9 protein-coding genes are annotated in these 6,049 nt (G+C 37.5%); all 9 read left to right on the top strand.

Translation table 11 applies throughout. The features are described from left to right. Positions 1-152 precede the first annotated feature (152 nt). A complete protein-coding gene (locus tag PSN35_RS05530) occupies positions 153-512 on the top strand; it encodes a four helix bundle protein (RefSeq protein ID WP_300030609.1) in 360 nt (119 codons plus the stop codon). Beyond that, positions 509-1,963, top strand: coding sequence for a mannose-1-phosphate guanylyltransferase/mannose-6-phosphate isomerase (locus PSN35_RS05525; protein WP_300030606.1), 1,455 nt, complete (start codon positions 509-511; stop codon positions 1,961-1,963). The genes PSN35_RS05530 and PSN35_RS05525 overlap by 4 nt, the downstream gene beginning before the upstream one ends. A 7-nt stretch (positions 1,964-1,970) precedes the next feature. After that, positions 1,971-2,873 carry an ORF6N domain-containing protein gene (locus tag PSN35_RS05520; protein ID WP_300030603.1) on the top strand — a complete coding sequence of 301 codons (903 nt, stop codon included), beginning with the start codon at positions 1,971-1,973 and terminating at the stop codon, positions 2,871-2,873. 127 nt (positions 2,874-3,000) lie between these two features. Then, entirely contained in the window at positions 3,001-3,264 is a 264-nt protein-coding gene (locus tag PSN35_RS05515) for a hypothetical protein (protein WP_300030600.1), read from the top strand. Then, positions 3,257-3,673 (top strand): hypothetical protein, encoded by a 417-nt coding sequence (locus PSN35_RS05510; protein ID WP_300030597.1) that lies wholly within the window; start codon positions 3,257-3,259, stop codon positions 3,671-3,673. Before PSN35_RS05515 ends, PSN35_RS05510 begins: the two co-directional genes overlap by 8 nt. A gap of 244 nt (positions 3,674-3,917) precedes the next feature. After that, positions 3,918-4,622 carry a nucleotidyltransferase gene (locus tag PSN35_RS05505; protein WP_367183396.1) on the top strand — a complete coding sequence of 235 codons (705 nt, stop codon included), beginning with the start codon at positions 3,918-3,920 and terminating at the stop codon, positions 4,620-4,622. Beyond that, complete coding sequence (locus PSN35_RS05500; RefSeq protein ID WP_300030595.1) at positions 4,622-5,284, top strand: hypothetical protein; 663 nt, start codon at positions 4,622-4,624, stop codon at positions 5,282-5,284. Before PSN35_RS05505 ends, PSN35_RS05500 begins: the two co-directional genes overlap by 1 nt. 111 nt (positions 5,285-5,395) lie before the next feature. Further along, on the top strand, positions 5,396-5,851 hold the full coding sequence (locus PSN35_RS05495; RefSeq protein WP_300030592.1) for an NUDIX domain-containing protein: 456 nt from the start codon (positions 5,396-5,398) through the stop codon (positions 5,849-5,851). Continuing rightward, positions 5,848-6,049, top strand: a 202-nt coding sequence (locus PSN35_RS05490) for a GDP-mannose 4,6-dehydratase (protein ID WP_300030589.1), incomplete at its 3' end; no start/stop codon positions are given. The genes PSN35_RS05495 and PSN35_RS05490, both read left to right, overlap by 4 nt.

The raw sequence follows: 6,049 nt of genomic DNA, 5'->3' as shown, positions 1-6,049 counted from the left end.
GCGTAAAATATCAATTTATTCTGTTCAATATCTTCTTAATGGTCTAAAATAACCCTCTTAATATTATTGCTACTGCTAACCAACATTTAAGGGTTTGCAGTGCGGTAGCCGTTGTACAATTGGTGTAAACATCTTCACCATTTAATAAAAAAATGAAAGATAATATTATTTTAGAAAAATCTTTTGAGTTTGCCGTTAGAGTTGTAAACCTATACAAGCACTTAAGCAAAGATAAGAGAGAATATGTTTTATCAAAACAACTGATTCGATCAGGCACATCAATTGGTGCAAATATTAATGAAGCGCAGGCCGCTCAAAGCAAGAAAGATTTTATAGCTAAAATGGCAATAGCCAGCAAAGAGGCCAGAGAAAGTAAATATTGGATAGATCTACTAATAAAAACTGATTACCTAAACAGTAATGACAATCACACAAAAAGCTTACTCAGCGAAATAGAAGAGATAATAAAACTATTAACCTCAATAGTAAAAACCGGTCAAAACAAACAGTGACTAATTCAAAATTAAACATTAAGCACTCATCATTCAAAATCACACCAGTGATTTTGTCTGGCGGTTCAGGCACACGTCTTTGGCCGCTATCTCGCAAGCAATATCCTAAGCAGTATTTACCTTTAGTGGGTGATAACACTATGCTTCAAGAAACCATTCTGCGATTAAACGGTTTAGATAATCTTGCGGATCCGATTATTGTTTGTAATGCTGATCACCGTTTTTTAGTAGCCGAGCAATGTCAACAAATTGATATTAAAAATCCAACAATATTATTAGAGCCTGTTGGCAGGAACACTGCACCTGCCATTGCCGCCGCTGCACTACAATCACTTAATCAAACAGATGATTCGGTATTACTAGTTTTATCGGCTGACCATGTTATTCAAGATATTGAAGCGTTTCATGCAGCGATTAATATAGCAAGCCAACAAGCGCAAGCAGACAAACTAGCAACCTTTGGCATTGTGCCAACTGATGCTAATACGGGTTATGGTTATATTAAATCTTCTGAAGAAAATATTGGCGGTACATATAAGGTTGAAGAATTTGTTGAAAAGCCAGACTTAAAAACTGCTGAGTCATATTTGGAGCAAGGTAATTATCTTTGGAACTCTGGCATGTTTATGTTTAAGGCGTCTACGTTAATTGACGAGCTAAGTACCCATTCACCAGATATTATTAAATCAGTCAATGATGCTATTAATAATGCCAAGCAAGATCTTGACTTTATCCGCCTTGATAAACAAGCATTTGAGTCATCTCCATCTGATTCTATTGATTATGCACTTATGGAGAAAAGTGATAACGTAGTTGTTGTATCACTAGATGCCCAGTGGAATGATATTGGCGCCTGGTCCGCACTACATGATATCGGCACAAAAGATGCCAATGGCAATGTAATCAAGGGTGATGTTATCGCACAAGATACCACTAATACTTATATCAATGCCAATCATCATATGGTCACAACTATTGGTGTAGATAATCTGATTGTTGTTGATACGCCTGATGCCACACTCATAGCAACCAAAGAGAAGGCGCAACAAGTCAAAAAAATCGTCGAACAACTAGAAATTCAAAATTCAACATTAAACATTCATCATTCCAAGGTCCACAGACCTTGGGGTTGGTACGATTCTATTGAAATGGGCGAGCACTTCCAGGTAAAAAGACTGCATGTCAATCCAGGCGCAAAACTATCCCTTCAAATGCATCACAAACGCGCAGAGCATTGGGTAGTGGTCAGTGGTACGGCGACAGCCATTAATGGTGAAGAAGTATTGACATTAAAAGAAGGTGATTCAACTTATATTCCAATCGGTATAACACACGCTCTAGAGAATAAAACCAACGAGCCACTAGAAATCATCGAAGTACAAAGTGGCACTTACCTGGGTGAAGATGACATTGTAAGATTTGAGGATATTTACGGTAGAGTTGAGGATTAATGCATACATGAGTGATTTGATTACAAATAATGTCGATACCCAGATAAAAGACAAAATCTACACAGTTCGTGGATTGCAAGTAATGTTGGACATGGATTTAGCAGATATCTATAATGTTGAGCCAAAAAGATTAAATGAGCAGGTTAAGAGAAATATTGAAAGATTTCCTGAAAAATTTAGATTCCAATTAACAAAAGATGAGTATGAAAACTTGAGGTCGCAATTTGCGACCTCAAGTTTGAGTCCTAAGGGTAGCGAGCTACAGCATGGTGGAAGAAGATATTTACCCCATGTATTTACAGAGCAAGGTGTATCCATGCTCAGTGCAGTTTTGACAAGCAAGGCAGCAGTAGAAGTAAGTATTAAAATCATGGATAGCTTTGTAAATATGAGAAAATTCATATCTGCAAACAACACCGTATTTCAACGACTTGAAACACTAGAACAAAACCAACTCATCACCAACTCAAACATAGATAAAATCTTCACCGCAATAGAGGCTAAAACCATTAAAGAGCAAACCAGCGGCATATTCTTCAAAGACCAAATGTATGACGCACACTCATTCATCTCAGACCTATTAAGAAAAGCTACTAAATCAATCGTTTTAATAGACAACTCCATAGATGATATAACGCTAACTCTATTCTCAAAAGTCCCAGACATCAAAGTCACCATATACACCCATACCCAAACAAAACAGCTAAAACTAGACCTAGAGAAATACAAGCAACAGTACAGTAACATCACCATCAAAACTTTCAAAGAGTCGCACGACAGATTTCTAATCCTCGACGATAACGAAGTCTACCTAATCGGCGCCAGTTTAAAAGACCTAGGTAAAAAATGGTTCGGATTTTCAAAGCTCGATATCTCATCAATAGACGCTATTTTAAAGAGATTGGAGTAAGTTTGAAAATAGAGATAAAAAGTGCAACTTGCCAGATTTTGCATTGTAATACGGGATATAAGGCAATATTGCCTTATACTAACTGTTAGCACCAGAAAAGTATTCCAAAGGAAATGCATAAGTGAAATTGACCAAACTACAACACGATAAACTTACGAAGCATCTCGCTGAGAAATGGAAAGCACCTGTCTCGTGTGCGGTCTGCGGTAAAAATGATTGGAATGTCTCTGATGGTTTGTATGAACTTCGTGAATTTCATGGTGGTTCAATGGTGATAGGCGGTTCAGCCTTGATCCCTGTCAGTCCAGTAACATGCAATAATTGTGGAAACACCGTCTTAATAAACCCTCTTATTGCTGGTATTGAGCTAAAAGGGGGCAATAATGAGTAATAAGAATTCAGGGACATTCCAAACTTCTGATCGCAAAGTTCAAACATGTATTCCTTCTGCTATTGAGATGTCAGTGAGAGAAGTTGATTGGAAACGAATATATAGGAAGATTAAAACCATCCCCAGACACACCTCTATTTATCAAATTATTACATCTGTTTCTTGGGGCGTAGCTGTTTCAGCTGGAACCACTCTTATTCCCTTATATCAATCAACAACTGGCACTGAATCTTGGGTAAAACCAACATTCTGGGTCATAGCATTAGCGTCACTAATCATTGGATATATATCACAAAAATACGAAAAAGATCGCAATTCATTCATAGCGGCAACGAGTGAAGAAATCGAAAAGGATATGCAGGAGATTTACTATACGTTTTTTCCAAATCAGGGCTTAGATGAAGATTAGTGCTAACAATCACATCACCCGACCGCTTCAGTCGCTGCGCTCCTTTCGCGTCGGGTGATGTGAGGCGTTAGCACCATGAAGGAAAATTGATAAGTCTGGAAGATCAACTAACTGGTTGGACAAAGCCCTCCAGTGATGCTGAAAAAGACAAGCAAGATAGAACTGAGCGATTGATTCACATGCTCCTTTTGATAATTGCTCTTTAAAGGTTTATGCGAAAGGATCATATGCTAATAATACTAATGTGCGTACAGATAGTGATGTAGACATAGCTGTTGAATGTACTGATGTACTCTATTGGGGAGAAGCCGAAAAAGGAATACACAACCCTGGTAATAAATATAAGGGAGTATGGACACCATCAAAACTGCGAACAGAGCTTGTTGCTGCAATGAGAGGGAAATTTTCAAACCAAGTAGATGATTCAGGTTCTACAGCTATTCAAATAAACTCGAGCTCTGCACGAGTTGACGCTGATGTTGTTCCATGTTTTAGCTATCGCTACTACATGACACATGAATCAAGAGGTGGGACAAAAATATTCAAAAAGCAAGGTGGTAATATTGTTAATCACCCAAAACAGCAGCTTGAGTGCGGAATAGAAAAAAATAAAGATACAGGCTATTTGTATAAAAAAGGTGCAAGACTTCTAAAGCGAATTGAGAACAAAATGTCGGATGAAGGGGTGTTTCGTGAACTGCCATCATATTTTATCGAAAGCCTAGCATTTAATTGTCCAAATTCAGTATTTGATAGCCCATCATGGATTGAAAGACTTCGCGGTATGCTTTTTCATATTTGGGACGAACTTCAAGGAGATGAACCAGATAATGAACGTTGGGTTGAAGCAAATGATTGTTTCTATTTATTTCACTCGAATCAAAAATGGACAAGAAATGATGGGCGAGAGTTTGCTAAGGCCGCTTGGAACTATTTTGGGTTCAAATAATGCGTAACGTATTAATTAGAAATTCACTCTACTTATTGGTCGGAATATCAGCCATAGCATGGTTTTCATTGGCTTATTTTAATGACTTGGATCTCTCAAAAATGAAAGATTTTTTTGGTCTAGTGCCAAAGGTAGTTAGTATAGATCTGATAGCCATTGGTATTTTTGTTAAATGGGGATGGAAAATTAAAATTTTTCGAGGTTGGCTTGTACCATTTCCAGACTTGAACGGCACTTGGGTGGGTAATATTTACTCTGATTGGATAAACCCGAAAACAGGTGAGAAACCAGCTCCAATACCAGTGATGCTGACTATCAATCAATCATTTTTCCATGTGAGCTGTCTAATGCGCACCAGTGAAATGGAAAGTCACTCATACGTAGAGGGATTTGTTATTGATACAGATAGGCAGCTTAAAAATATTGCATACTCTTATACTAGCAAACCTCGACTAAGTATAAATGAAAGGAGTATTCCTCATGATGGAGCGGCAGTATTTCAGATTATTGAAACGCCTAAACCAAAACTAAATGGAAGATATTGGACGGAGAGAGCAACAAAAGGCGAAATAAAACTTGAGTACCATTCAAGTGAGTTATTAGAGGAATTGCCAGAATCACTTGGCGAACATCCGGTTACTGAAAATGAAAATAAGCGCTAACAAGGCGCTCGTTCGGACGCAAACTACGCTGTGCTCCGTTTGCGCCGCATAGCTTGTGCGTTTTATAAGCCCTAATATTTTTTTAGTGAATTTTCGTGGTAGAAAAAACCAATGACTAACAATTCAAAACTACCAGATTCAATTTTTAAAACAGTCATAGATTCAGCTCCACTCATCTCTATTGATATCTTACTCAAGAAAGACAACAAGATTTTATTAGGTAAACGCATAAACAAACCCGCACAAGACTACTTCTTCTCAACTGGTGGCAGAGTGCATAAGAATGAAACTATTACAAACGCAATGGCACGCATAGCTAAAAATGAGCTTAATATTACGGTAACATTAACACCCAAATTTATAGGCGTATTTGAGCATTTTTATGATGACAGTATCTACAAGGATGTATCAACCCATTATGTAAATCTGGCTTATGAATATGAAGTGCAAGAGATTCCAGATTTACCAGCTGAACAACATAGCGAATACCAATGGTTTACCATTGATAAGTTATTAAAAAGTAAACAAGTACACAAATACGTAAAGGATTATTTTAGGAAATCATGAATTCAAAATTAAACACTAAAAATTCAACATCAAAGCAATCAAAGGTTGCGCTAATCACCGGCATCACCGGACAAGACGGTGCTTACCTTGCTGAATTCTTATTAGAAAAAGGCTATGAGGTTCATGGTATTAAACGCAGGTCGTCGTCTTTTAATACGGACCGTATTGATCATCTTTATCAAGATCCACATGAGTCCA

The sequence above is a fragment of the Candidatus Thioglobus sp. genome (genome assembly GCF_028599055.1).
Classification (GTDB): domain Bacteria; phylum Pseudomonadota; class Gammaproteobacteria; order PS1; family Pseudothioglobaceae; genus Thioglobus_A.
The sequence above is the reverse complement of the archived record's forward strand: the minus strand, read 5'-3'. Positions and strand labels throughout refer to the sequence as shown.

Coding starts and splice junctions, on each gene's coding strand:
- PSN35_RS05495 (WP_300030592.1), top strand. CDS start 5,396: ATGACTAACAATTCAAAACTACCAGATTCAATTTTTAAAACAGTCATA.
- PSN35_RS05520 (WP_300030603.1), top strand. CDS start 1,971: ATGAGTGATTTGATTACAAATAATGTCGATACCCAGATAAAAGACAAA.
- PSN35_RS05500 (WP_300030595.1), top strand. CDS start 4,622: ATGCGTAACGTATTAATTAGAAATTCACTCTACTTATTGGTCGGAATA.
- PSN35_RS05510 (WP_300030597.1), top strand. CDS start 3,257: ATGAGTAATAAGAATTCAGGGACATTCCAAACTTCTGATCGCAAAGTT.
- PSN35_RS05530 (WP_300030609.1), top strand. CDS start 153: ATGAAAGATAATATTATTTTAGAAAAATCTTTTGAGTTTGCCGTTAGA.